Source organism: Alishewanella sp. d11, assembly GCF_049390205.1.
Classification (GTDB): Bacteria; Pseudomonadota; Gammaproteobacteria; order Enterobacterales; family Alteromonadaceae; genus Alishewanella.
Genome location: NZ_CP186547.1, coordinates 2,831,588 through 2,857,376 on the forward strand (window position 1 = coordinate 2,831,588; position 25,789 = coordinate 2,857,376).

General features: G+C 45.3%; 20 protein-coding genes and 1 pseudogene. 20 read left to right on the plus strand and 1 reads right to left on the minus strand.

What is annotated here, in order from left to right; all coding sequences use genetic code 11:
- Positions 1 to 135: 135 nt before the first annotated feature.
- The 4 genes from ACO1PK_RS12890 (at position 136) to ACO1PK_RS12905 (ending at position 7,681) form a co-directional block, all read left to right on the plus strand.
- A complete protein-coding gene (locus ACO1PK_RS12890) occupies positions 136 to 2,829 on the plus strand; it encodes an Ig-like domain-containing protein (protein WP_423186012.1) in 2,694 nt (897 codons plus the stop codon).
- The gene (locus ACO1PK_RS12895; protein ID WP_423186013.1) at positions 2,795 to 5,566 is read left to right on the plus strand and encodes a TonB-dependent receptor plug domain-containing protein; all 2,772 of its coding nucleotides are present in this window, start codon (positions 2,795 to 2,797) and stop codon (positions 5,564 to 5,566) included. Before ACO1PK_RS12890 ends, ACO1PK_RS12895 begins: the two co-directional genes overlap by 35 nt.
- Positions 5,560 to 6,681 carry a cytochrome-c peroxidase gene (locus ACO1PK_RS12900; protein ID WP_423186014.1) on the plus strand — a complete coding sequence of 374 codons (1,122 nt, stop codon included), beginning with the start codon at positions 5,560 to 5,562 and terminating at the stop codon, positions 6,679 to 6,681. The genes ACO1PK_RS12895 and ACO1PK_RS12900 overlap by 7 nt, the downstream gene beginning before the upstream one ends.
- A gap of 145 nt (positions 6,682 to 6,826) precedes the next feature.
- Entirely contained in the window at positions 6,827 to 7,681 is an 855-nt protein-coding gene (locus ACO1PK_RS12905) for a hypothetical protein (protein WP_423186015.1), read from the plus strand.
- 90 nt (positions 7,682 to 7,771) lie between these two features.
- Here the strand turns inward: ACO1PK_RS12905 and rfbB (ACO1PK_RS12910) are convergent, their stop codons facing one another.
- Positions 7,772 to 8,776, minus strand: a complete 1,005-nt coding sequence (gene rfbB / locus ACO1PK_RS12910) for a dTDP-glucose 4,6-dehydratase (RefSeq protein ID WP_423186016.1) — start codon at positions 8,774 to 8,776, stop codon at positions 7,772 to 7,774.
- A gap of 158 nt (positions 8,777 to 8,934) precedes the next feature.
- Here rfbB (ACO1PK_RS12910) and rfbC point away from each other — a divergent pair, with 158 nt between their 5' ends.
- The 16 genes and pseudogenes from rfbC (at position 8,935) to ACO1PK_RS12990 (ending at position 25,789) form a co-directional block, all read left to right on the plus strand.
- Positions 8,935 to 9,489 carry a dTDP-4-dehydrorhamnose 3,5-epimerase gene (gene rfbC, locus ACO1PK_RS12915; protein ID WP_423186017.1) on the plus strand — a complete coding sequence of 185 codons (555 nt, stop codon included), beginning with the start codon at positions 8,935 to 8,937 and terminating at the stop codon, positions 9,487 to 9,489.
- Positions 9,486 to 10,379, plus strand: a complete 894-nt coding sequence (gene rfbD / locus ACO1PK_RS12920; RefSeq protein ID WP_423186018.1) for a dTDP-4-dehydrorhamnose reductase — start codon at positions 9,486 to 9,488, stop codon at positions 10,377 to 10,379. The genes rfbC and rfbD overlap by 4 nt, the downstream gene beginning before the upstream one ends.
- A 146-nt stretch (positions 10,380 to 10,525) precedes the next feature.
- Positions 10,526 to 11,947: a capsule assembly Wzi family protein gene (locus ACO1PK_RS12925; RefSeq protein WP_423186019.1), complete on the plus strand. Its 1,422-nt coding sequence runs from the start codon at positions 10,526 to 10,528 to the stop codon at positions 11,945 to 11,947.
- Between the two features lie 105 nt (positions 11,948 to 12,052).
- On the plus strand, positions 12,053 to 12,547 hold the full coding sequence (gene rfaH, locus ACO1PK_RS12930) for a transcription/translation regulatory transformer protein RfaH (protein WP_423186020.1): 495 nt from the start codon (positions 12,053 to 12,055) through the stop codon (positions 12,545 to 12,547).
- Positions 12,548 to 12,716: 169 nt separating this feature from the next.
- A complete protein-coding gene (locus ACO1PK_RS12935; RefSeq protein WP_423186021.1) occupies positions 12,717 to 15,455 on the plus strand; it encodes an SLBB domain-containing protein in 2,739 nt (912 codons plus the stop codon).
- A 70-nt stretch (positions 15,456 to 15,525) separates the two neighbouring features.
- A complete protein-coding gene (locus ACO1PK_RS12940; protein WP_423186022.1) occupies positions 15,526 to 16,455 on the plus strand; it encodes a Wzz/FepE/Etk N-terminal domain-containing protein in 930 nt (309 codons plus the stop codon).
- 18 nt (positions 16,456 to 16,473) lie between these two features.
- A complete protein-coding gene (tviB, locus tag ACO1PK_RS12945) occupies positions 16,474 to 17,751 on the plus strand; it encodes a Vi polysaccharide biosynthesis UDP-N-acetylglucosamine C-6 dehydrogenase TviB (RefSeq protein ID WP_423186023.1) in 1,278 nt (425 codons plus the stop codon).
- Between the two features lie 11 nt (positions 17,752 to 17,762).
- The gene (locus tag ACO1PK_RS12950) at positions 17,763 to 18,773 is read left to right on the plus strand and encodes an NAD-dependent epimerase/dehydratase family protein (protein ID WP_423186024.1); all 1,011 of its coding nucleotides are present in this window, start codon (positions 17,763 to 17,765) and stop codon (positions 18,771 to 18,773) included.
- Between the two features lie 12 nt (positions 18,774 to 18,785).
- Positions 18,786 to 19,739, plus strand: coding sequence for a Gfo/Idh/MocA family oxidoreductase (locus tag ACO1PK_RS12955; protein ID WP_423186025.1), 954 nt, complete (start codon positions 18,786 to 18,788; stop codon positions 19,737 to 19,739).
- 1 nt (position 19,740) lies between these two features.
- Positions 19,741 to 20,322: an acyltransferase gene (locus ACO1PK_RS12960; protein WP_423186026.1), complete on the plus strand. Its 582-nt coding sequence runs from the start codon at positions 19,741 to 19,743 to the stop codon at positions 20,320 to 20,322.
- A 2-nt stretch (positions 20,323 to 20,324) separates the two neighbouring features.
- Positions 20,325 to 21,422, plus strand: a complete 1,098-nt coding sequence (locus tag ACO1PK_RS12965) for a DegT/DnrJ/EryC1/StrS family aminotransferase (protein WP_423186027.1) — start codon at positions 20,325 to 20,327, stop codon at positions 21,420 to 21,422.
- Positions 21,423 to 21,670: 248 nt separating this feature from the next.
- Positions 21,671 to 21,956: pseudogene (locus ACO1PK_RS12970) on the plus strand (IS5/IS1182 family transposase); the annotation flags it as partial.
- Positions 21,957 to 22,195: 239 nt separating this feature from the next.
- On the plus strand, positions 22,196 to 23,320 hold the full coding sequence (gene rfbB / locus ACO1PK_RS12975; RefSeq protein WP_423188221.1) for a dTDP-glucose 4,6-dehydratase: 1,125 nt from the start codon (positions 22,196 to 22,198) through the stop codon (positions 23,318 to 23,320).
- The gene (rfbA, locus tag ACO1PK_RS12980; RefSeq protein WP_423186028.1) at positions 23,320 to 24,192 is read left to right on the plus strand and encodes a glucose-1-phosphate thymidylyltransferase RfbA; all 873 of its coding nucleotides are present in this window, start codon (positions 23,320 to 23,322) and stop codon (positions 24,190 to 24,192) included. The genes rfbB (ACO1PK_RS12975) and rfbA overlap by 1 nt, the downstream gene beginning before the upstream one ends.
- A complete protein-coding gene (locus ACO1PK_RS12985; RefSeq protein WP_423186029.1) occupies positions 24,192 to 25,229 on the plus strand; it encodes a TDP-N-acetylfucosamine:lipid II N-acetylfucosaminyltransferase in 1,038 nt (345 codons plus the stop codon). The genes rfbA and ACO1PK_RS12985 overlap by 1 nt, the downstream gene beginning before the upstream one ends.
- On the plus strand, positions 25,229 to 25,789 hold the full coding sequence (locus tag ACO1PK_RS12990) for an acyltransferase (protein WP_423186030.1): 561 nt from the start codon (positions 25,229 to 25,231) through the stop codon (positions 25,787 to 25,789). The genes ACO1PK_RS12985 and ACO1PK_RS12990 overlap by 1 nt, the downstream gene beginning before the upstream one ends.

Consider the following 25,789-nt stretch of genomic DNA (forward strand, 5'->3'; position numbering starts at 1 on the left):
CGACTGGTCGGAGTGGTACCGGAGACGTGTGGACAAAATCAAACGAACCTATCCACCATGCACACAATCGCTATTGACAATAAGAATCGATCTCATTACGATTCGCGTCTATTTTTGGGTGGGGGGATGAGGTTGATGAGATCTATACAAATTTTGCTGTTAATTGCAGTGAACATGCTGTTAACTGCTTGTGGTGGTAGTGAAACAAATAGTGTTGAAGAAGTGGTATTAGAGGTATCGCTTAACCAAGGTAGTACTTGGCAACAAGAGTTAGAACTCGGCAACTTTGCCGCCATAACCCTTTCTCCTCAACATGGCGACTTATCTTTTACGGGTAACCGCGTGACATATCAGCCACAACAACGTCATCGTGGCAGTGATCAAGCGCGTATCGAAGCTAGCCGTAAGGTGTACATCCTGCGTTTTACCGTTAACCCAGTTAACCAGCCGCCCGAGTTACAAAATACTGAAATTCGGGTGGTGGCCAGCCGCGAAATTACCGGTAGCCTTAGCGTTTATGATCAAGACAACGACAATCTGCAATTTAGCATCATCACTGCGCCCGCAACTGGCTCACTGACGATAGACAATAACGGTCGTTTCCACTATCTGGTAGACGATTTAATCTTACCCAATGCCACCTTTACCGTCAGTATTAACGATGGCGTTAATCCGGCGGTTATTGAACAGGTATTATTGTTGCCGGCTTACCAAAGCAATGCCGAAAAAGCCGCTTACTACTATTTTTCTAGTGCGTCGCACCTGTCAGCGAGCGAGCGTCGTCTTGCGAACATCAATTCTACACTGGATACCGAGAGTGCCTTTAGCAAAGTGGCTGAAGGCTATGTTGCTGCCAGTTTAGATGATGAGGTGGAGCGTATTCTGACCAACCAGATCCAATCTCAGTTACAAAAAGCCAAATCCTACGCTGATTTAGCTAACACCTACGATATTCGCAACGAAACCGATAAAGCCGCGCAATTTCGCCGTCTAGCGCTCGATACGCATATCGAGTATGTACTGGATAATGGCATTGAGAATATGGTTAACGCTGATGGTAGTTACTACCTCGGCTTATTACGTGATGCCTTGGCGGCAGGCGATCAAACGCTGGCTAACCGCATCATTAATCAAATGAATGTGTATATTGATACTTTAGCCGGTGGCATCTATAAAAATGCCTTAGGGTTTATTGCACAAACTGCACGCACCAATGCAGTGGAATTAGTGGCGGATTACTTACAAACTGGCGATAACAGCCTGTACTTGCAGGCTGTAGATAACATTGACATTATGGCGCGTGCCGCGGCTGCGTCAGGTTATTGGCAGTCGAATAATCGACCCACGCATTATCGTTTGGCGCCACTTTATTATGTCTGGGCGGCAGAGCAATACTTTTATATTGGCGAGATAGACAAAGCCAAACAAGCACTGGCAGCTACCTTGGCTTACTATGGCCCAGTAAATTACGACCCCGCTTATGTACTAGAGCCAAGAAGTTTTGCGGCTAATACCTTAGCACAATATCGTGCACCATTAACGGAAGCCTCAGCGTTGTTTTCGGCCTTGTACCCACAACTGCCAAACTTCCCGCAAAGTATCTTAGCGCAACATGGTACTAATAGTGAGCGTAGCTCGGCTCAGCGTAGTGTAGAGGCGATGCAGTTCTTTTTAAGAGTCTTAAACGATGGTACTGGCAGTAATACTGTGCAAGCTGTCCTTGTCGATATGGCCATGACTTACGGTGCTAACCTGCGCACCTTATTGAGTGAAGTTGTCGAATCTTCGCAGCCATCTCCGAAAATCGCTGCCTTATTATGGCGCAACAACCGCAAAGAAGAAGCGCGTATTGCCTATCAATACGCCTTAGATTTAATCAGCTCAGAAGCGTACATTAACCAAAACGCCACTAACGCCACGTTTTTTACTGGCAACAGCGGCTGCTTCCGTATTGTGCAGCGAATACTGAACAATAACGATCAAGATTTTGCCCAGCAAGCGGCCCAGCAGTGTGCTGCCTTGCTTAATCATGTCAACGTTAATCAATATGCTAATACAAGCAATATTATCAAAATGCAGCTCTCGGTCGGCCAGCCGCAATTAGCCGAGCCACTTTTCGCCCGAGCTGCTGCTGCCATTACCGATGAATTAACCACCGATCTTAGTCAAGCCAATGCGTGGTTTGATTTAGCGAGATTGGCTGCCTTTGCGAAAAACTACACCTTAATTAACGATTATGTCGATAATGGCATGAGCAGTTTAGCCAAAGCGCCACGCACCACTGTTACAGAGTTTAGAGCCGTATTAACAGCGTTGGAAAAACTAACTGTAATCAGTACGGATACAAACGTCTATGAGCCAGCCGAGTCGCTATTAACCGAATTACGAAGCCATGCCTATAACGATAGCAATTACAGTGCCTTGCTAGCGCATATCCAAAATCACGTGGTTAGTACACTTAACACCTTGGATAGCGAAGTACGCTCTCGTCCAGCAGCTGATCATACTGAGTTAGTCACAAACCTAGTAAGAGGATTAGCGTATGCACGGCGTTATAGCCAAGCGGAGCAACTGCTTAATGCCTTAAGCATCGGTACTGCCGAACGCTTCAGCAATTTGGCACGCATTTCAGAGCTGCAGGCATTACAAAATGACTTCCCAGCCAGCCCTATTGCCACTGTAGATACCGATCAAGACGGCAAAGCCAACTTCTTTGCCATTGCCGCCACGCCAGAGCAACTGGCTGCCACAGACATTCAACTAGATACCGACGCAGACGGTGATGGAGTAGCAGATGATGAAGATCCGCAACCGCTTGGTTCGCTTTAATAAACTCAGCTTGCTGATCAGTATAAGTTTAGCGCTGCCGCTTATGGCGGGAGCGCAAACTACAACTGCCGTTGCTGAGCAAAATAACGATGGCACAGCCGCTAGCACTGCAACGAGCTCTGCAGCTAGCTCTGTAACTGGCTCTGTAACAAGAACCAGTTCAACGCAGCCAACAGCCGCAGCCAGTGCCACCGATCAAGCGGCAACAACTGCCGTGGAGCGGATTCGCGTTTATGGTCGCCGTTGGTTGCCACAAACCCATACCGCAGAAGGCAGTTTTACGCTGAATCGGGATTTTATTGATAATGCCATGAAGGGTAACGGCAATATTACCGACATGCTGTTATTTTTACCCGGCGTGCAAGGCGCAGAAGATGCCCTCGATGTTAGCCAACAAGCCGAGATCCGCAGTAAACTGATCTCGATTTCAGGGGCGCAGCCGTGGCAAACGGCCTTTATCTTGAATGGGATTAGCAATAACTCCTTGCTGGATCCGGGAAGCTCGGGGCTTTCGGTCACGGCCGTCAATGATGTACAAGGCCACCCTGAAGCCAGCTTTATTAATCAGGAGCTTATCGACTCTATCACCGTTTACGACAGCAATATCCCGGCTCGTTTTGGTGCCTTTAGTGGCGGCGTTGTGGATATGCAACTGCGCGAACCGGCTAAAAAGCCGAGTTTTAGCCTTAACTATCGCCGCTCACACAGTGATTGGGGCAGCTATCGCTTTTTAGATTTACGTGAATACAATCCGGATGCCGAGGCCGCTGCAAAAGAAGTGAACTGGCCAGAGCAGCCCGACTTTAGCAAAGAAACTGTTAGTTTTACCGCCAGTACGCCGCTAACCAAACAGCAAGCGGTTACCTTTTCGTTGGCGCGCACCACTTCGACCATTACTGAAGTCTCGTTACAAGAGGCAGTAAAAACCGAGCGTGAGTCGCTTAGTATGGCGCTAAGTTATACCCTTGACGATATCCTGTTCGATCGTATTCGTTTCAACGCTAGCCATGCGCCCTATACCGGCAGCCATTTGATCCGAGACGTCAAAGACTCCGCATTTGAGTTAAAAGGCGGCGGGCAAAAATTCTCTATGCAGCTGGAAAATAGCCTGTGGGGCGGAGAGTGGACGGCAAACTTCGCCTACAGTCAAAGCGAGAATAGCCGCAGTGCCCCTGGTGTATTTTTACCTTGGGTTCGAGCTAAGGGGAAAGAATGGGGCATCGACAGTGGCCAACCGCCACTCAGTGTAGAAGGTGGCTATGGTGATTTAGACAAAACACAACAAAATTGGCTCGCCAGTATGGCGTTCACCCTACCGCTAGGACAACGCTGGGGCGCCGAGCATCAGCTAGAATTCGGTGGTACTAGCCAATATTTGCAGGTGCAACGCGAGCGGCCAGAGGCCACCGCCATTTATTCAGCGGCCTTTCGGGATACCAATATTAATTGTATGGGGCAAACGCTCGATTGTATCGAGCAACGTTTTGCCATTCCGCTAGCAGAACTCGCCGCGCAACTGGGCGGCAGTATCGACTTTGCTAACCCTGTGCATGTGCAAGCCTATCAAGCTAATTTGCTGGCGCGCGGTCAGTTTTTCCGTTATCGCCGTGTTTATCTTGCAGAAAACATCGATGTTGGCATCCAGCAAGCCGATCTGTATGCGGAATACAGCGCCAATTGGCAGCGGTTAGAGCTGAGCCTTGGCTTAAGAGCCGATTACGATGACTTTTTAGAGAATTTAAATATTGCCTATCGTAGCCGGTTAAGTGTTGATGTGTTTGGCAACGATCGTACCCGCGTGCACACCGGCTTAAACCGTTATTATGGGGCAAACTTACTGACCTATAAACTGCGTGAAGGGCAGCGGCCTTATATTACGCAATACCGCTTGCTTAACGATGGTCAAGTCGGTAACTGGGTAACCTCTTCTGCTGCACAGCGCTTTAGTTACCGCTTTGACGATGTCAAAACGCCCTATAATGATGAAGCGGTACTGGGCATAAAACAGCGCATGTTCGACAACGGGTTACTCAGCATCAACTATGTGTATCGGCAGGGGCGGGACCAAATTACCCGTGGGCCTTCACAAGTGATCAACGGTATTACCAACCTGTTCCAAACTAACGAAGGCGAAAGCGAGCATCAGCGTATTTCCTTATCGTATAGCCATGTCTGGCAACAGCATGCCATTACCTTTAATGTAAACTATACCGAAAATACTTCCTCGGCAGAGTCCTACGACAATACGGTGCAAGATATACCTGAAGATGAGTTAGTGGTATTGCAGGATCTTAGCGGTCGTTATCGTTTAGTCAGTTATGATGATTTAAACCGCCGTCAGCTGGATTTTAGTCGGCCGTTAACGGCCAATCTGGTGTGGAATGCGCAGTGGGGTCAACGGCTGAGCACGACCTTAACCACCAGCTATGTCAGTAAATTCGATAGTATTATCGATATGAGTCGGCAATTTGAAACCACGCGAGACGACATTGAGCTATGTGCCCAATGTAATATTAATCAGTTTACTTACGCGCTATTTCGCGAGATCGAAAAGCCCGCTCGCCTGATGTTTGGTGCGCGCTTTGCCTACGACATGCCGCTAACCCAAGATCTCGACCTCGGCATAAACGTTGAAATCAGCAACCTGTTTAACCAGCGGACTTACTCGGTAAGCCAAGGCACAGCGGGCATTGAAGTTGGGCGTGAATTTTGGCTAGGGGTTAATTTGAAATGGTAACAAGGTGGTTGCAAGACGTTAAGGTACTGCTGTTAAGTCCGTTGGTGTTTGCAACGGCCATAGCCGCCGAGACGGGCACTACACCATCGACTAGCGACACGTCTAGCGAGCAGAGCAACCACACCATCAGCCAACAGTATTTGCAGCCGCAAGCCAAGTGGCCGGCGTTGCATGCCAATGCGCATGCCGATGTGGCTGCTTTGCCTGCGCCGCTAAAAGTCGATACCACTTTAGCAGCGATTGGCCAGCGGTTATTTCATGATCCTAAACTGTCGCGCGACGCCACGATCAGTTGTGCCAGCTGCCATAAAGCCGATCATCATTTTGCCGATAAGGTACGGATTTCGCCGGGTGTAGCAGGGCGCGAGGGTAATCGTACCTCGCAAATGCTGCGCTTAGTGGGGCATTGGGATACGCTATTTTGGGATGGACGGGTAAATGAACTCACGGCGTTGGTAGAGCAACCCCTTACGCATCCCAAAGAAATGGACAGCAGTATCGAGCATGTTATGGCGTATTTGGCAACAGAACCGTCTTATCAAGCGGCGTTAACCGATTACTTTCAAGCGCCATTGGCCTGGGAGCAAGTTGCAAAAGCCATCGCTGAATTTATGCGAAGTGTTGAGAACCCACCACGGCGTTTTGATCACTTTATGCAGGCAATCGCGGCGGGTAATACTGAACAAGCCGCCGAGTTTTTAACTGAGCAAGAGCGTTTAGGCTTGCATTTGTTTCGCACCAAAGCCGGTTGTGTGCAATGTCACGCGGGGGCGTTATTTTCCGATCAGCGCTTGCACAATATTGGTTTAACCTATTATGGCCGCAGTTTTGAAGACTTAGGCCACTTTAACATCAGTGGCAAAGCCGAACATGTTGGCGCCTTTCGTACTCCGTCATTACGCTATGTTACCGAGCGCAAACACCTGATGCATAACGGCTTGTTCGACGACTTACTGGGGATAGTTCGCATGTATAAACATGGCGGTTCTCGCCCCAAGCCACGGCCAGAGCAAGTTGCGGATCCTTTATTCCCAGAAACCTCGGCGCTGTTAGTCCCTTTTACCCTAAGCAAAGAAGAAGAAAGCGCCATACTCAGCTTTTTAGGCACCCTCTAACCCCAGCCAACTCCTCCGACCGGTACCGGAGACCTGTGCATAACTGCTGCAACTGGTCGGAGTGGTACCGGAGACGGGGGATAAGTTAGGGGAGGTAATTGGCTGGTTTAGCTAATCTTTATAATACTTATTGAGAGTCATCATAATGCAGTTACGTTTTATCTTATTGATAATTATTATTTTAAGTTTAGCGAGCGCAGGATTGTTTTATTGGACTGCCAAACCTAATTTAAATCAAGCTGAGAATTCACCTGTAACAACTACGACTAACCAGCCATTGGTAGAGCCACTATTCGCAAATTCTAACCTCTCAAATGAGCCAAACACTAACCATCAAGCTAGCACCACGGTACCGGTAACAGAAAATGCGGCGTCAACACAATCGTATGCCCCGACAAAAACCGTAAAAGCTATACATTTGGATGCAATTAAGATGGGGGGATGGGATTTATGGTTGGCCGCGTTTAAACGTGGGGAAATTGATATCAGTCATTTATCTGAGGATGAAAAAGGCGATCTTTTTGTTCGAATTATTAGTGACGGACCACCAGACTGGATCCATGAATTGGTGCAATTAGGTTTTACCATCCCTGAGCGCGCATTTTACGGGGTTATACTGGCTGGGGCAGATTTACAGCAACAGGAAATGAAAATTTTGCAGCAGTTTGATATTTTGGCTTCTTATACTGCAATTGAAGACAGCAACTTAATGTTCAATTTAGGCAGCTTTACGTTTAATGCTGGGCCTTATGATAGAGCTATTGGCTTCGGCTACCTTAAGGTGATGCAGCGTTTAGATGCTTTTGGTATTAAACCGCTTTCTAGCAATCAAGAGATCTATGAGGGATTATTACGAGGCCGCCAGCCAAGCATCGCAATAGTTCAACATCTTACAAAGTTAGGCTACCCGCCACCTAAAAATGTAATGACGCTTGCGGAAAAAAGTAAAATTGCCGAACGAAACCCAGAGCTTTTTGAGTATTTGAAAAAATATCAATAAGCGCGATACAACCAACTCCTCCGACCGGTACCGGAGACCTGTGCATAACTGCTGCGACTGGTCGGAGTGGTACCGGAGACGGGGGATAAGTTAGGGGAGGTAGCTGAGCAGGGTGTGGCGTAAGCCGTCGGCGAAACGAGTTTGGGCTTGCCACTGCAGTTCGCGCTGCAGTTTGTCGCTATTAAGTGCATAGCGGCGATCATGGCCAGGGCGATCGGTGACAAATTGAATCAGTTGCTTAAAGCTGGTTAAGTTGCCGCGCTGTGCGCTGGCCAATTCGTCGAGCAGTTCACATAAAGTGTGTACCACCGTTAAATTGGTTAGCTGGTTATTGCCGCTAACATTGTAGCGCTCGCCAACGCTGCCTGAAGTTAATACTTTTAGCAGCGCCTGAGCGTGATCATCCACATATAACCAATCACGAATTTGCTGACCATCGCCATACACCGGTAAAGCTTGCTGCTGCAAGGCACGACTAATCATTAATGGAATCAGCTTTTCGGCATGCTGAAAAGGCCCGTAATTATTGGTGCAATGCGTCATTAACACCGGCAGGCCATAAGTACGCAGCCAAGCAAAAACCAAATGATCACTGGCTGCCTTACTGGCGGAATAGGGGCTACTGGGCTGATAGTTAGCCTCTTCGGTTAAAGGCGCTGCCGCCACAGGTAAATCGCCATATACTTCATCGGTAGACACATGCAAAAACCGAAAGGCTTGCTGCTCTGCTGCGGTTAACCCGGCAAAGTAAGCGCGACTGGCCTCTAACAAACTAAAAGTACCAATAATATTGCTTTGCATAAACGGCAACGCGCTTTGAATCGAATTATCGACATGGCTTTCGGCCGCCAAGTGCATAACTGCATGCGGTTGATGCAAAGCAAATATCGCGCTCAAGGCTGCCGTATCGCAAATATCTTGCTGATAAAAGCGATAGCGCGGATGCCCAGCGGCAGAGGCTAAGGCATTGGGCGATGCCGCATAAGTTAGCTTATCGACATTTACAACCAGCCAATCGGTTGCTTGTAGCAGTAAACGAACCAGCGCCGAGCCAATAAAACCGGAGCCGCCGGTAACCAAAACACATTTGTTCATAAACATTTCTTTTTAAAATTGATCAAAAGATACCGAGAAACCCCTTGCACAGAGCCAAGCGCAGCCGCGGGGTAGTGCACTAAATCGAATTAAGGCCTTAAGCCTAGCAGCATATCAGGTATAATAGCATTTATTAAAATCCAGCTAGTTATCTTGCTATGTTAACCGCAAAACCGCTTTTCGCCGACAGCTTACTGATCCAAACCGCTATTTACCAAGACAGCCGCGGTGCGTTTCAAGAAACCTTTAAAGCCAAGCACTATCAGCAACTCGGCATTGCCGAACACTTTGTGCAAGATAACGTCTCACTCTCGGCCAAAGGCGTGCTGCGTGGCATGCATTTTCAGCGTCGTACCGCGCAGGGCAAGCTAATTACGGTATTGCAAGGCCGTATTTATGATGTGATGCTGGATATTCGGCCACACTCAGCCCATTTTGGCCAATGGTTTGGCATTACCCTAGAGGCCGCTAGTGGCCAACAACTGTATATTCCGCCAGGCTTTGCTCATGGCTTTCAAGCACTTTGCGACAATACCCTTATCAGCTACAAAGCCACCGAGTATTACAGTGCTGTGGATGATGCTGCATTTAATGCGCTCGACCCAGCGCTGGCCATCAGCTGGCCTATAACAGCTTCGTTGCGTTCAGCAAAAGATAGCGAGGCGCCAAGCTTTGCTGATCTTAGCGCAAGCTTTGAAACAACTAGCCTATGAGCAAGATCATTTTACTTGGTGCCGCAGGGCAGTTAGGCCAAGCGCTTTGCCATCAGCTTAATGCCGCAGGGCTGGCCTTTACTGGCTATACTCGGCAAACACTGGATATCACCAATGCCAACGACCTTGCCAAGCTGTTTAGCCAACAGGCTCCACAATTTATAATTAACTGCGCGGCTTATACTGCAGTTGATCTGGCTGAAACCCATAAAGAACAATGCTGGGCAATTAACACCCTCGCCGTAGCGAATTTAGCCAAGCACTGCCAAGCGCATGACACAGTGCTTCTGCATTTTTCGACCGATTATGTATTTGATGGCCAAAAAAGTACGCCTTATACCGAAGAGGATCAACCCAACCCGCTTAACCAGTATGGCCTAAGCAAATGGGCAGGGGAGCAAGCCATTCAGCAAAGCCAGTGCGCGCACTATATTATTCGCACCAGTTGGCTCTATAGCGACTATGGCAAAAACTTTTATACCACTATGCGCCAATTCGCCCAGCAAAACCGCGCGGTGCAGGTGGTTGATGATCAGATTGGCGGGCCCACCCATGCTAATAACCTAGCATTGGTGGTGCTTAACATTCTGCTGCAACATAGCGAACAGCAGCACATGCTTAACAAGCATACCTTGCAGAAGCACCGTTTTCAAAAGCCACATCCACAATCGCCAACTAGCCCAAAAGTATTAGCTTATGGGCTTTATCATTATTGCGATCAGCCATATCTAAGCTGGTATCAATTTGCCCAGCAAATCTACCAAGCCCAGCAAGCCACCGCCTTGGTTAGCCCAATAAGCAGCCAACAATATGGTATAGCGGCTAAGCGCCCAGCCAATAGCAGGCTAAATTGCCAACTATTGCAAACTTGGTTAAACAATTTACCCTAAATTGTTCACTAAAAAAGCAATAAAACTTAACAGGTTAAAACTCATACAATTCGTGGGAAGCCTCGGGTTAATTCAAGTTGCTTGGTATCATACGCTCTGGTAGCATTCGGCAGGTTGTATAAATCGAACAGGACGTCAAACCCACTATGCGGTTATCTTCGTTTTACTTGGCTGCTTCTATTAGCCTAATCGCTTCGCCTTTAGCCTTTGCTGCGCCTTGGGTAGACACCCAAGATGCCTATTTGCATCAGAGCATTCAGCAATTAGCCAGTGCAGGTTTAATCAAAACGCCCATTAATACTTTACCTATTATGTGGCAGCCGCTCGTACAAGACTTGGCAAATATCGATGTAAACCAGCTAACACCCGCGAACCAACATGCCTTTTTTCGTGTGCAAGCTGCTGCCAGTTTTGCTCGCCAAAGCCATACTCGACAAGTCGCGGTGAAAGGCGCTAGTGACGCGGTACATAAAAACGGATTTGGCGATAATTATCAGCAAAAAGCTCAGCTTAGTCTTGGTACCGAGGTAACCGGCGGTAACTGGAGTGCTGGAATTGTTAAGCAATTTAACCATGACAGTTTTATTAATAGTGCCAATAGCGCGACCAACCCGCTAAGCGAAAACACCGATAGCTGGAACAATACCTATGCTGCCTACACTGCGGGCAATTGGGTATTAAGTGCCTCGTTACAGCAACAATGGTGGGGCCCTGGCATCAGCCATAGCTTTAACCAAAATGCCAACCAGCAACCCACGCGTTTGCTGCAGGTTAATCGGTTAAACCCGAATTTACCTTTACATGATTCGCTAGACTGGTTAGGTGCCGTTACGCTTAACGTGCAATATGGTTACCATGCCGGTACCGATGTGCTGCGCCACGCCACGTTTTTCGCTAGCCGCGTCGGGGTTAAACCTTTTGATAAGCTAGAAATTGGCCTAAGCCAACGCAGCATTAGCCCAAAACAACCCGAGCAACTGCTTAACTTAGCGCCGTTAAGTTTGGCCAACATTCGTACCTTTGGTGCCGATGCGCAATACAACCTAACTGCTGCCGCTGCGGTCTATGGTGAAGTATCACAACAGCTGAGTAACCGCGACTATCAAAGTGCTAGCGCTTGGTTACTAGGTGCCCGTTATCACTTAGGCAATCAGTATGTATTACTGCGGTTTTATGCCGAGTATCAGCAACAACCGGCACAATACTATGCTTGGCAAAATATCAGCCAGCAAGCCGATAGCCAAGCTGCGCATAAACAACTTGTAGCTGGGCTGCACGTTAGCACCCCAACGGGGCAGGCGGGTTATATACGCTTAACCCAGCGCGATTTTCAAGCCGCCAATGTAACCGAGGCTGCGCCGGTTTTCACCTTACCCAATGCAGTACTGGTGCAAGCGGAAACCAGCGTCAACTTGGGGTATCAATTCCCGTTATTTCAAGGCTTATTACAAGCCGATTATCAACTGGCGAAACTGGCAGAGCCAGCCCTAGTTGCCGAGCCAACTAATTTAGAAAGTAATAAAAGCTATCAACACAGCGTTGGTCTGCGTTGGGAGTGGCGTTGGTAATGCGTATAAAAGCAGCAAGTGCACTGGCGTTTAACCAAAAGCTTTTGACCGCTAGCTGGCATAAGGCGTAATATGCAAACGATTTTGTGGAAACAGCAGTAGGTTATGGATAACTGGTATCTCCTTTACAGCAAGCCTCGCGAAGAAAGCCGGGCACAGCAGCAATTGGCTAATCAAGGCTTTGAAAGCTTTGTGCCGCAGATCACCCTAAAAAAAATTCAGGCCGGTAAAACGGTACTAAAAACCGAGCCGTTGTTCCCGCGTTATATTTTTTTAAAACCAAATAGCGGTTTAAATTTATCGGTAGTGCGCAGCACCCGTGGTGTAGCCGGCTTTGTGAAGTTCGGCCAAGCCCTAGCGCAAGTGCCTGCTAGCCTCGTACACAGCTTACTGACTCAGCAAATACAGCAACAGGCTAAATTACCCGAACACCCTTTTAAAGCTGGCGATAAAGTAGAAATACTCTCAGGCCCTTTTGCGCACTTAAATGCCGTATTTCAGCAAGCCGAGGGCGAAAGCCGCAGCTTAATCTTGCTTAGCTTTTTAGGGCAGCAACTACAACTTAGCATGGACAACAGTAATCTGGTGGCTAACCACTAGATTACTGTTGTCACAAAAAGTACGTAATAAAGTAATAAAGTAGCGCGTTGGTAGGTTATACTTTCTCGCTTGAAAATAAGAATATCTAGCCCTGGGGCGCATAACTCAGTGGCGGTAGCGTGCCTAAAACCCGCATAATTTCGTAAATTTTAAAAATGGAAGCAAGTTAATGAGGTTTTCAAATCGTACACTTCGAAAGCTGGCGCTTTGTGCCGTAGGCTTATTGTTTTCAGCCAACCTGTTTGCGCAAATTTCACCGGCGCAAATTGAGCAATTCAAGCAATTACCCCGAGCGCAACAAGAAGCGCTGGCTAAGCAGTACGGTGTAGATATTTCTCAGCTTACTGGCAGTGGCTCTGCCAATCGCTTACAAGGCGAAACTGTGCAACCTTTACAGCAAGGTAAAGATCAGCAGAATTTGCAGGGCTTAATGCAAGAGCTTAACAAGCCGAAGTTGGCGGCTGAAGAAGAGAAAAAGCTGCCACGCTTTGGTGAAAGCCTGTTTGATGCCAATATCAGCACCTTTGCTCCTGTAGCCAATGCCCCAGTTTCAGCCAACTACCGCTTAGGGCCAGACGATACGTTACAACTGCAACTGTATGGCAAGCAAAATGACAGCATCGAACTGGTCATCAATCGCGAAGGTAACATTAATCTTCCCGATATTGGCCCAGTAAATGTGGCAGGCCTGACTTTTCAACAAGCCAGTGACTTAATTACTAACCGTATCACCCAAGCGAACATTGGTTTGCAAGCTGCCGTTACCATGGGGCAACTGCGTACTATTAATGTGTTTATTGCCGGTGAAGCACGTAACCCTGGTATGTATGCGGTGTCGGCATTAACCTCAGTTACTCAGGCGTTATTTGTATCGGGTGGTGTGTCTGAGATTGGCAGTTTACGTGATATCAGAGTAACTCGTGCTGGACAAGTTGTGGCGCGCTTCGATCTTTACGATCTGCTATTAAAAGGCAATAACGCCAGCGATATTACGCTGCAGCATGGCGATGTAGTATTTGTGGCACCGGTTGGCGCCGTGGTGGCTATTGAAGGTGAAGTTCGCCGCCCAGCCTATTACGAATTAGCCAAAGGCGAAACGCTTGGCCAATTACTGACAATGGCGGGTGGTTTGCAAGCGTCTGCCCATGTTAATGCCGTCTCTTTACAACGCACCGGCCCGAATGGCCGTGAGTTAGTGAATTTAAACTTAACGGAAAACAGTGCACAAAATTTTGCGCTGCGTTCAGGCGACAAATTGGTTGTACCGGAGTTATCGCAACGGGTTCGTGATCAGGTAACTATTGCCGGTGCCGTAGCACGCCCTGGAACCTTTGCTTGGCGCAGTGGCATGCAGTTACATCATTTGTTAGGCAATGTATGGTCCGACTTATTGCACAGTACTGATACCGATTACGCACTTATTATTCGTCGCACCAATAACCGCGGTGATGTTGAAGTACTGCAATTTAACCTATTGGATGCGGTAGACACTCAGCAGTCAGGCGCTTTTAACCCCGTTGCGTTACAGCCACAAGATATTGTGTTGGTGTTTCATCACGTAAACCAAGCCTACGAGCGTGAACAACTTAACAGCTATATCCGTAAACAAGTGCAAGGTAAATTAACTCACTTTACCGAAAATGCGCTGCTCTCAGGCGATATTACCAGTAACTTTTTTAAACAAATTGAAAGCAGTTCGGCCCTAATTGCCGGCACTCAATTTAAGTTTGACGACAAAGAACTGTCTGAGCAGGCGCTAATCGAAGGCTTCGTAAGCAGCATGTTGCAGCAGCTTTACGTTAATCCGGACTATTTAGCGTTATCCAAACACTTTACTCGCCGTGAATTGCTGTTCCCATTGCTGCAAACCTTGCGCAAGCAAAGTACTGATCAACGCGAAATACCCATAGTATCAGTAAGTGGCGATGTTAAAGTACCCGGCGAATACCCCCTGCCAGCAGCAGGAAATGTGGCCATGTTGCTGCAAGCTGCGGGTGGCTTAAATAGCTCTGCTTATTTACCTCGGGCCGAACTTAGCCGCTTTTTAGCGCAGCAATTAGAGCGTAATGGCGTACAACAGCAAAATATCAATATAGATTTAGACGCCATCTTAAGCGGCAAGCAGCAAGATATTCAGCTTGCTAGTCGTGACCGGATCAACGTGTTTACTACCCCAGACTGGTCACAAGTACGCTTAGTAGATATTAAAGGCGAAGTGCGCTTCCCGGGCACGTATCAGGTATTAAAAGGTGAAAAACTGTCGGATGTAATTCAACGTGCCGGTGGTTTTACCCGCGATGCTTACCCTTATGGTGCAGTATTTACCCGCGAAGTTATTAAAAAGCGCGAAGCCGAGCAAGCCGAAAAACTGCTGTCCCAGTTAAAATCTGATGTTACTAGCCGTATTCTTACCTCTGGCCAAACGATGGCTGGGCCTGAATCATTACTTATGCTAGAGGAGCTGCAAACGCTTGAGCCGGTAGGCCGCATGGTGATTGATTTAGAACAAATTATGATTGGCCGTGCCGACTTTGATATCGAAGTTGAACATATGGACAGCCTAACCATACCGCGCACGCAATCGTCAGTGACGGTAATGGGCGAAGTACAACACCCTGGCTCACACCGTTTCCGTGCAGGTTTAAATGTACGCGATTACTTAGCCTTAGCCGGTGGCCCGCGTAAACGCGCAGATGAAGCACGGGTATTTGTGATCCGTGCCGACGGCTCGGTAATGATTCCATCAAACAACCGCTGGTTTGGTGCTAGCAACAATGAATTGCGTCCAGGCGATACCGTCATTATGCCGCTAGATACCGAATACAAAGACGGCTTAAGTATGTGGGCACAAGTTACGCAGATTTTCTATCAAACGGCCGTTGCTATTGCTGCACTAAATTCATTCTAATAATTTCGGTTAAGTCAGTGTCTTTGGTTCGCTTGCCGAACCAAAGACATAACCACTAACAAGGACCATTATGTCTGAACAAGTTCAACAACCCGTCTCGCAGGTTGCAGACGACGAAATCGATCTACGCGAATTATTTCGTGCTTTATGGCAAGGTAAGTGGATTATTATTGTCACCACCTTTATTTTTTCTGTAGCTGCTGTTTTTTATGCGTTAAGCCTGCCTAATATTTATAAAAGCGAAGCCCTACTAGCCCCAATTTCGGCAGATGCTGGAATGAAGTTACCAGGTCAACTTGGCGGTTTAGCAGCCCTGGCTGGTGTTAATTTAGGTGGGGCAGGTGGTGGAGATAAAACTGGTCTAGCGTTAGAGATCTTAAAGTCGCGCGAATTTATCGGCCGTTTTATTGAGCAAAACGATTTATACGTTCAAGTTATGGCTGCCAATGGTTGGAATAGAGCTGAAGATAAATTACTAATTAACCCAGAACTTTATAATGAAGAAACTCAGCAATGGGTGCGTAAAGTTGCCGCTCCGTTTCAGCCAAAGCCGAGTAATCAAGAAACCGTTGAGGCGTTCAAAAAACTGTTTTCAGTAAACCAAGATACTACTTCCGGTATGGTTAAATTAAGTGTTGAGCATTACTCACCTAATTTAGCCAAAAGATGGGTTGATATGTTAGTAAAATCTATTAACGAAGAAATGCGCACTCGCGAACTTGCCGAAGCTGAGCGGAGCATTGCCTACCTCAATAGCCAAATAGCACAAACAAATTTGGCCGACTTACGCACAATGCTGTTTTCATTAATAGAAGAACAAACTAAAACGGTTATGTTAGCGAATGTTCGTGAAGAGTATATATTCAAAACTATTGATCCCGCAGTGGTAGCAGAAAAAAAATCTAAACCTGCTAGAGCTCTAATTTGCATTTTAGCGTCAATGTTAGGTTTTATGGTAAGCGCTTTAATTGTTTTAGTACGTTATTTTAGTCGAAAGTAATTGAATATGGATTAACAAATGTTGAATTTGAATGATGCACACATCGCCATTATTGGCTTGGGTTATGTTGGTTTACCGCTTGCGGTTGAATTTGGTAAACATTACCAAACTTTGGGTTTTGATATAAACCACTCTCGTATCAGTGAGTTAAAGCGTGGTGAGGATCATACCTTAGAGGTAAGTAAAGACGAGCTCGCTTTAGCAAGCAGACTTAGCTACAGCAACGAAAAATCTGATTTACGCCGTGCTAATGTATTTATTGTTACGGTACCAACGCCGATAGATGAGCATCGTCAACCAGATTTGACTCCTTTGGTGAAGGCGTCGGAAACATTAGGTGAGGTTATTAAACCTGGTGATGTGGTTATCTACGAATCTACAGTTTATCCCGGTGCCACTGAAGAAGATTGTATTCCTGTCATAGAGCGGGTATCAGGACTAAAATATAACGTAGATTTTTTTGCAGGTTACAGTCCTGAGCGGATAAACCCAGGTGACAAAGAACACCGTGTTACAACTATTAAAAAGGTGACGTCAGGTTCAACTCCTGAGATCGCAGAGTTGGTAGACAGCCTTTACCGAAGTATTATTACTGCTGGTACTTATAAAGCCAGCTCTATTCGAGTTGCTGAGGCTGCCAAAGTTATTGAAAATACTCAGCGTGATTTAAATATTGCACTTATAAATGAACTGGCGGTTATTTTCAACAAGCTTGGAATTGATACTGAAGAGGTCTTATTAGCCGCGGGTACTAAATGGAATTTCCTGCCGTTTCGCCCAGGCTTAGTTGGTGGTCACTGTATTGGTGTTGATCCATATTATTTAACTCATAAAGCTCAAGCAATAGGCTACCATCCTGAAGTCATTCTTGCCGGTCGCCGTATTAATGACAGCATGGGCCGTTATGTCGTTGGTGAGTTGGTTAAAGCAATGATAAAGCGTCGTATTCACGTTGCAGGCGCTAAAGTGCTGGTGATGGGATTAACTTTTAAAGAAAACTGCCCTGATATACGAAATACAAAGGTAGTTGATATTCTGGCTGAGCTGAAAGACTTTGGCGTTGATGCTGACGTATTTGACCCTTGGGTAAATAGCGAAGAAGCCCAGCATGAATATGGTATCACACCACTTGAACGGCCGGAGACCGGTACATACGACGCAGTAATACTGGCTGTAGGGCATAGAGAGTTTCGCGAAATGGGTGCTGCTGGAATCAAAGCACTGACGAAGTCAGAGAGCGTAATTTATGACTTGAAGTATGTATTACCTACCGAGTCAGTTGATATGCGTCTTTAAAGGGTTAATGATTGATGTATTACGATAAAATTAAGCAGCAACTTATCGCAGCTCCTAAAGTCTGGCTAATTACTGGTATTGCAGGTTTTATCGGCTCAAATCTTCTTGAAACTTTATTGAAATTAAATCAGAAGGTTGTTGGTTTAGACAACTTTGCTACAGGTTATCAGCACAACCTGGATGAAGTTAAAAGCTTAGTCAGCATGGAGCAGTGGTCTCGTTTTAGCTTTATTAAAGGTGATATTCGTAATCTTGAAGATTGCCAGAAAGCGGTCGAAGGCATTGATTACGTATTACATCAGGCCGCATTAGGTTCTGTTCCACGATCCATTGCCGACCCCATAACATCAAATGCTACTAACATTACCGGCTTCTTAAATATTCTCGTTGCTGCGCGTGATGCCGCTGTGAAAAGTTTTACCTATGCAGCTAGTAGCTCAACTTATGGTGATCATCCGGCGCTACCCAAAGTTGAAGAAAATATCGGTAGTCCGTTGTCGCCCTACGCGGTCACTAAATTAGTGAACGAGCTCTATGCTAAGGTATTTGCCAAAACCTATGGTTTTAATACCATAGGCTTGCGTTATTTTAACGTGTTCGGCAAACGGCAGGATCCAGATGGAGCGTATGCGGCGGTCATTCCAAAGTGGACAGCTGCAATGATTCGCGGTCAGCAAGTCTTTATTAATGGTGACGGCGAAACCAGCAGAGACTTTTGTTTTATCGATAATGTTGTGCAGATGAACATTCTTGCAGCAACGGCCGGTGATGATGCTAAAAATCGGGTTTATAATGTTGCGGTAGGTGACCGAACTTCATTAAATGAACTTTTTTACGCTATTAAAAACACTCTTGTTGCAAATGGCGTCGAGGTTAAGTTAGACCCCATCTATAAAGATTTTCGGCTTGGGGATGTGCGACATTCACAAGCAGATATATCGAAAGCAAAACAATTTTTACAATATCAACCATCTCACACCTTTCAACAAGGTATTGCAGAAACCGTTAAGTGGTACATTTGATAAAGGATTTTTATGAAAAACTTCGCGCTAATTGGTGCTGCCGGTTATATTGCACCGCGACATATGAAAGCTATTAAAGATACTGGTAACGATTTGGTTGCTGCTTTAGATAAAAATGATTCAGTTGGCATCATAGATAGCTATTTTCCTAATGCTGATTTTTTTACAGAGTTTGAACGTTTTGATCGGCATTTAGATAAGTTACGCAGAGAAAGTAACAGTAGGCAAGTTGATTATGTAGCAATTTGTTCTCCAAACTATTTACATGATTCGCATATGAGGTTTGCTTTACGTACAGGCGCGTGCGCTATTTGTGAAAAGCCCCTCGTATTAAATCCTTGGAATATAGATGGATTGCAAGAAATTGAGAAAGAAACCGGACAGAGAGTTAATACAATACTCCAGCTTCGTCTTCATCCTTCTATAATTGCTTTAAAGCAAAAAGTAGCTTCTAGTGCTCCTGGACATAAATTTGATGTTGATCTGACATATATAACGTCTAGAGGCCATTGGTATCTTCAGTCATGGAAAGGCGATGATAAGAAATCAGGTGGCATTTCCACTAACATAGGCGTGCATTTCTACGACATGCTTCATTTCGTTTTTGGTGCTCTGCAGGAAAATAAAGTTCATTTTAACTCGCCAACAAAAGCAGCAGGCTATCTTGAATATGAGAGAGCGCGTGTGCGCTGGTTTTTATCTGTAGACGTAAATGATGTGCCTGATCATGTAAGATCTTCAGGACAAAGAACATACAGATCAATCACTGCAGATGGTGAGTCTATTGAGTTTTCAGACGGCTTTACTGATTTGCATACCATTAGCTACAAAGAGATACTTGCAGGTAACGGCTTTGGTCTTGAGGAAAACAGAGTAGCTATTGAAACTGTTGCTCATATCAGAACTGCAGCATTGTCTGCTTTAACGGGTGATTACCATCCATTTGTTACAAAGCTGGTTAAGTAATATGAGTAATTTTTATAAGCATGAAAGTGCAATAATTGATGCTGGAGCCGAAATCGGGCAGGGGAGCCGAGTTTGGCATTTTGCGCATGTTTGTAGTGGTGCCAAAATCGGTGAACGTTGTTCATTAGGCCAAAATGTTTTCATTGGTAATAGGGTTGTAATAGGCAGTGACTGCAAAATTCAAAATAATGTCTCGGTTTATGACAATGTACATTTAGAAGAGGGTGTATTTTGTGGCCCTAGTATGGTGTTCACCAATGTTTATAATCCACGAGCATTAATTGAACGCAAAAACGAATACAAAGACACGCTTGTCAAACAAGGCGCAACGCTCGGTGCTAACTGCACAGTCGTGTGTGGCGTTACGATTGGCGAATACGCATTTATCGGAGCCGGTGCGGTCATCAATAAAGATGTAAAACCTTACGCATTAATGGTCGGCGTGCCCGCCAAACAAATCGGCTGGATGAGTCAATACGGTGAAAAACTCGATTTACCTCTAGAGGGTGAAGCGCAAACGATCTGTCCTTACACCGAACAACATTATCAACTAAAAAACGGCCAAATAAGTCTAATTGAGTAATCATGATGAAAGTCGATTTTGCAAACTTACAATACCAATACCAACTATACAAAGCTGATATTGACGCCAATATACAGGCCGTGTTAAATAAGTCCAATTACATTATGGGTGAAGAAGTTCAACAGCTCGAAACCCAATTGCAGGCCTTTACCGGTGTTAAACACGCAATCACTTGCTCAAACGGCACGGATGCGTTACTGCTTGCAATGATGGCAATGGATATTCAACCGGGTGATGAAATTATTACCACGCCTTTTACTTTTATCGCTACTGCTGAAACCATAGCGCTGATGCACGCCACTCCAGTGTTTGTCGATATTGACCCAGTCACATTTAACATTGACCCAAGCAAAATCGAAGCGGCCATAACAGACAAAACCAAAGCCATCATGCCCGTTAGCCTTTACGGGCAACCAGCGGACATGGATGAAATTAACGCCATCGCCAAACAACACAACCTTAAAGTCATTATTGACGGAGCACAATGTTTTGGTTCGTCTTACAAAAACATATGTGCCGCCAATCATTGCGACATTTACACCACCAGCTTCTTCCCAGCTAAGCCACTCGGTTGTTATGGTGACGGCGGGGCGGTATTTACTAATAATGATGAATACTCCGAAAAAGTGAAAATGATGCGTGTTCACGGCCAAAATAAGCGATACTACCACAAATATATTGGCATAGGCGGACGCTTAGACACTATCCAAGCCGCAATACTGTTAGCAAAACTGCCTTACTACCCCAAGGAAATACAAGGCCGAAACCGTGTTGCAAAAGCCTATACTGAACAACTCCACGGCACAGTAACGACACCACAAGTTAAAAGTGACCGAACGAGCGTGTGGGCGCAATATACAGTGCGCGTTCAAAACCGTGACCAATTGCAAGCCACGCTTCAACATGCAGGCATCCCAACTGCCGTGCATTACCCTTTGCCTTTACATATGCAAGAATGTTTTCAATACCTTGGCTTAAGACAAGGCGATTTTCCAGTATCCGAACAAGCAGCTCAACAAGTCATGAGCCTACCGATGAATCCATTCCTCACGGATGAAGAAATTAAATATGTTATAGATATACTAAAGACTTCGGTATAGATTGAAATCGTAGTAATTGGCGGAGGCATTAACGGCATCATGACCTCTTGGGAGTTCTTCAAGCAAGGCATAGCGCCACGCTATTTAGAAAACTTTGAGTTTTGTCTAGGGCTTGTTGAGCTTTCGTGATGGATTATTATACAGAATGATGGGCTGGTATAATTACTTTCGCCAATAACCAACCATTACAAGTCATCATGCCAAGAACAATGTAAAAAGACGAGTGTAGGTCAAAGCTAATAAGATTAATGTTCAAAACAAGCCGTGTATATGATAAGGCTTAACACAGAAATAGTTCGAAGTCATTTCTTATTATATCCGAGTCGGCGCCCTTAGCGCGATGTCTCAGAAGCTTTTGGCGATATAAGCGCCATCTACCAGCGTTTTAACTTGTGGTCAAAAAATGGTATTTTAATGTGGTTTTTCGCTGAGCTTAGGCAATTGGCTGATTTAGAGTGGGAATTTATGTACAGCAGCAACCTCAAAAAGCATAAGCATGCGACAGGTTCTGGTTCGGAAGATACAGAAGCAATGCCCATAACCATTAATTCAAAACACCCATTAACAAACAAAACAACTTGCAAAGCTTTGCTGGCCTGCGTCCAATCATTAAAAGCGCCGACAACCCGATTAAAGCCACCCTTGAATACGACATACAACAAAACCAAAACTTCATCGCCGTATTCGGCGGCAAATGGGTAACAAGAAGATGACTAGCATTAAAAAATCAAGACAAAAGCAAAACAAAAGCAAAAATCATGACAAATAAAAATATCAAAATACTCGTAACAGGTGGAGCAGGGTTCATTGGAAGTGCTGTTGTGCGCCACATTATCAACGACACAGAATACAACGTCGTCAATGTCGATAAACTCACTTACGCTGGTAATTTGGAATCCCTAAAGTCAGTGGAAAACAACCAACGCTATGCGTTTGAACAAGTCGATATTTGTGATGCAGTAGAACTCAAGCGTGTATTTAATCAACACCAACCAGACCTTGTGATGCATCTTGCCGCCGAATCGCATGTTGACCGTTCGATTGACGGGCCGGGTGAGTTTATCCAAACCAATATTGTTGGCACCTATACATTGCTCGAACAAGCAAGAGCTTATTGGGCAGGTCTGCAAGGTGATAAAAAAACCAACTTCCGTTTTCACCACATTTCAACTGACGAAGTCTACGGCGACCTCCCGCATCCCGATGAAATCAGTGCGCCCTCTCCCTTGATGGGAGAGGGCTGGGGTGAGGGTGAATCTTTGCCGCTCTTCACAGAAGAGGCGGCCTACGCCCCAAGTTCACCCTATAGCGCATCAAAAGCAGGCTCAGACCATTTAGTGCGCGCATGGCTAAGAACCTACGGCTTACCAACCCTAGTCACCAATTGTTCCAACAACTACGGGCCTTATCATTTCCCGGAAAAATTGATTCCATTAGTGATTTTGAACGCACTAGAAGGCAAATCGCTACCTGTTTACGGCAAAGGCAATCAAATCCGCGATTGGTTGTATGTCGAAGACCACGCCCGCGCATTAGTGCTTGTTGCCACAAAAGGCAAAATCGGCGAAACCTACAACATCGGTGGCCACAACGAAAAACAAAACATTGAAGTCGTCAAAACCATTTGCGCAATACTCGAAGAACTTGCTCCCATTAAGCATTCAACATTAAACATTCAAAGTTACGAAAGTCTCATGACTTTCGTAAAAGACCGACCCGGCCACGATATGCGCTATGCCATTGATGCCAGAAAAATCCAACGCGAACTTGGCTGGACACCACGAGAAACCTTCGAATCCGGCATACGCAAAACCGTACAATGGTATCTCGATAACCAGGCCTGGTGCCAGCACGTACAAGACGGCAGCTATCAAAGAGAAAGATTAGGAAGTAAATAGTGAAAGGTATTATCTTAGCCGGCGGTTCCGGCACACGGCTTTATCCGATTACGCGCGGCGTATCCAAACAGCTATTACCCGTTTACGACAAACCGATGATTTATTATCCGATTTCGGTGCTGATGTTGGCGGGGATTCAAGACATCCTTATCATCACCACACCCGAAGACCAAGGCGGGTTTATCCGTATGCTCGGCGACGGCAAAGACTTTGGTGTCAACCTTAGTTACGCCATCCAACCCAGTCCCGACGGACTTGCACAAGCCTTTACCATCGGCGAAGACTTTATTGGCAACGACAGCGTGTGTTTAGTGCTTGGCGACAACATCTTCTGGGGGCAAGGTTTTACCCCGATTCTAAAACGTGCCGCCACTAGGTCTGCTGGTGCCACCGTATTTGGTTACCAAGTCAAAGACCCAGAGCGTTTTGGTGTGGTGGCGTTTGACGAAAACCAAAAAGCCATCAGCATCGAAGAAAAACCGACCAACCCTAAATCCAACTTCGCGGTCACAGGCTTATACTTCTACGATAACGACGTGGTGGAAATCGCCAAACAAGTTAAGCCCAGTCACCGAGGCGAACTCGAAATCACCACCATCAACCAGCTTTATCTCGAAAGAGGCGATTTAAACGTCGAACTGCTAGGGCGCGGTTTTGCTTGGCTCGACACAGGCACCCACGAAAGCCTGCTTGAAGCCGCCATGTTTGTCGAAACCATCGAAAAACGCCAAGGCTACAAAATCGCCTGCCTAGAAGAAATCGCCTGGCGCAACGGCTGGCTCACCAAAGACCAAGTCAACCAAACCGCTGAAGCCCTCAGCAAAAACGGCTATGGAGAATATTTGAAATTTTTAACTACGGGGTGTGGTTAATGAATATTGTGCATTTAGCTCCGGCAACCGTTTTCCTCCCGTCTTTCATAGACCAGATGAATTGTGAAGGCTTTAAAGAAAACCGGCATCTATTTTATCTTAGTGACTCTATTGCAAGTGGCGAGATTAGTGAAACAGAATGTGTCAAAATTTTTAACAAAGGTAGAATTAAGAATTTTTTTCTATATCTGCGTCTTATTTTTTCAATTAATAAATCAGAAAAAATTTTTTTACATGGTTTGTTTGATCCCCGAATAATACTGATTGTCTTTTTTATGCCATGGATTCTTCACAAAAGTTATTGGATTATCTGGGGTGCAGATTTATACGGCTATAAGTATCAGAATGGTTGGAAAAATAAATTAAGGTATTTCTTTATAGGTAGGATTGCAAAAAAAATCGGACATATGGTTACCTACATAAAAGGCGACTACGAAAATGCAGTAAAGTGGTTTGGATCAAAAGCCAATTATCACGAATGTTTTATGTATAAAAGTAATATTTATAAAGAGATAAATATCCCTGAAAAATTTGGTACTGTTACTAATGTATTAGTTGGTAATTCAGCTGATCCCATGAATAACCACAAAGATATATTTAGTAAACTTGAGAAAGTTAAAGATAAAAATATAAAGATTTTTGTACCACTTTCATATGGAGATAAAATGTATGCTAATGAAGTTATAACTTTAGGGAGGGAGATATTCGGTAATAATATAGAGTTTTTAACTTCCCTTATGCAATTTAATGAGTACTTAGATTTTTTGGGCAAAATTGACATTGTTATATTTAACCATCCATATCAACAAGCCATGGGTAACACCATTACGCTGTTAGGTTTGGGAAAAAAAGTATTTATGCGTAGTGATGTCACACAGTGGGCACTTTTTAAGAGTCATGGTATTACAGTTTATGATATTGAGGAGTTAGCGTTGTCAGGTTCTGTGAATACTCAAACTGAAGCGAACAAGCATATAGTTAAATCATACTTTTCTGAGAAAACATTTCTGAAACAATTACGTGAGATTTTCAATTAATGGCTTATCTAACTGACGAACAATTGACCATGATGGGGTTCAAATCACTCGGTAAAGGCGTAAAGATAAGTGACCGTGCTAGTGTATATAATGCTGATAAAATTGAAATTGGTGACTTTTCTAGAATAGACGACTTTTGTGTGGTTTCCGGAAATATTAAAATAGGGCGAAACGTCCATATAACCCCCCAATGTCTACTTGCAGGTGGAATTCCTGGGCTATTGATTGAGGACTTTGCTACCCTGGCTTATGGAGTAAAGGTGTTCACGCAGTCTGATGATTACTCAGGTGCAACAATGACAAATTCAACAGTACCTAAGCAATATAAAAATGAATTGATGTTACCGGTTCGTATTGGTAGGCATTCAATTGTTGGTGCTGGCGCAATAATAATGCCTGGCGTTGAAGTTTCTGAAGGTAATTCCATTGGGGCTAATGCGCTAGTTTTGAAATCAACTGAAAGTTGGTCAATTTATGTAGGCTCACCAGCAAAAAAAATTAAAGACCGTAAAAAAGATTTGCTTGAATTAGAGCGTGCTTATTTAAAAGGCGAACACTAA